At 45.0% G+C, this 251-nt stretch carries 1 pseudogene; it reads left to right on the top strand.

Annotated elements, in window-relative coordinates:
• Positions 1-127: 127 nt before the first annotated feature.
• Positions 128-251 (top strand): annotated as a pseudogene (locus tag SB658_RS26055) (TVP38/TMEM64 family protein); the annotation flags it as partial.

Here is a 251-nt window from a genome sequence, read left to right as displayed (position 1 = left end):
CCCGGCTGCCAGTCGTTTCTCATCAAACGGCAAATGCTGATAAACAAGTACGCTTATCGGACAGCTTATTTTAATAGAAGGAGATAGATTTGTGCTGTATACTAATTGAAAAGAGGTGAACGTACAGATGATAAAAAAGGGATTCAGTCTTGCCGTCATCATTGCTGTCGTGATGATCGGCTTTATGCAAAAAGACGTCTGGCTCAGCATGATTCGCGCGGGCGGCATGTACGCCGTGCTTATGAGTATCC

The sequence above is a fragment of the Bacillus sp. SIMBA_008 genome (genome assembly GCF_046535495.1).
GTDB lineage: Bacteria > Bacillota > Bacilli > Bacillales > Bacillaceae > Bacillus > Bacillus subtilis.
This window is presented reverse-complemented; position numbering and strand designations above follow the sequence as displayed.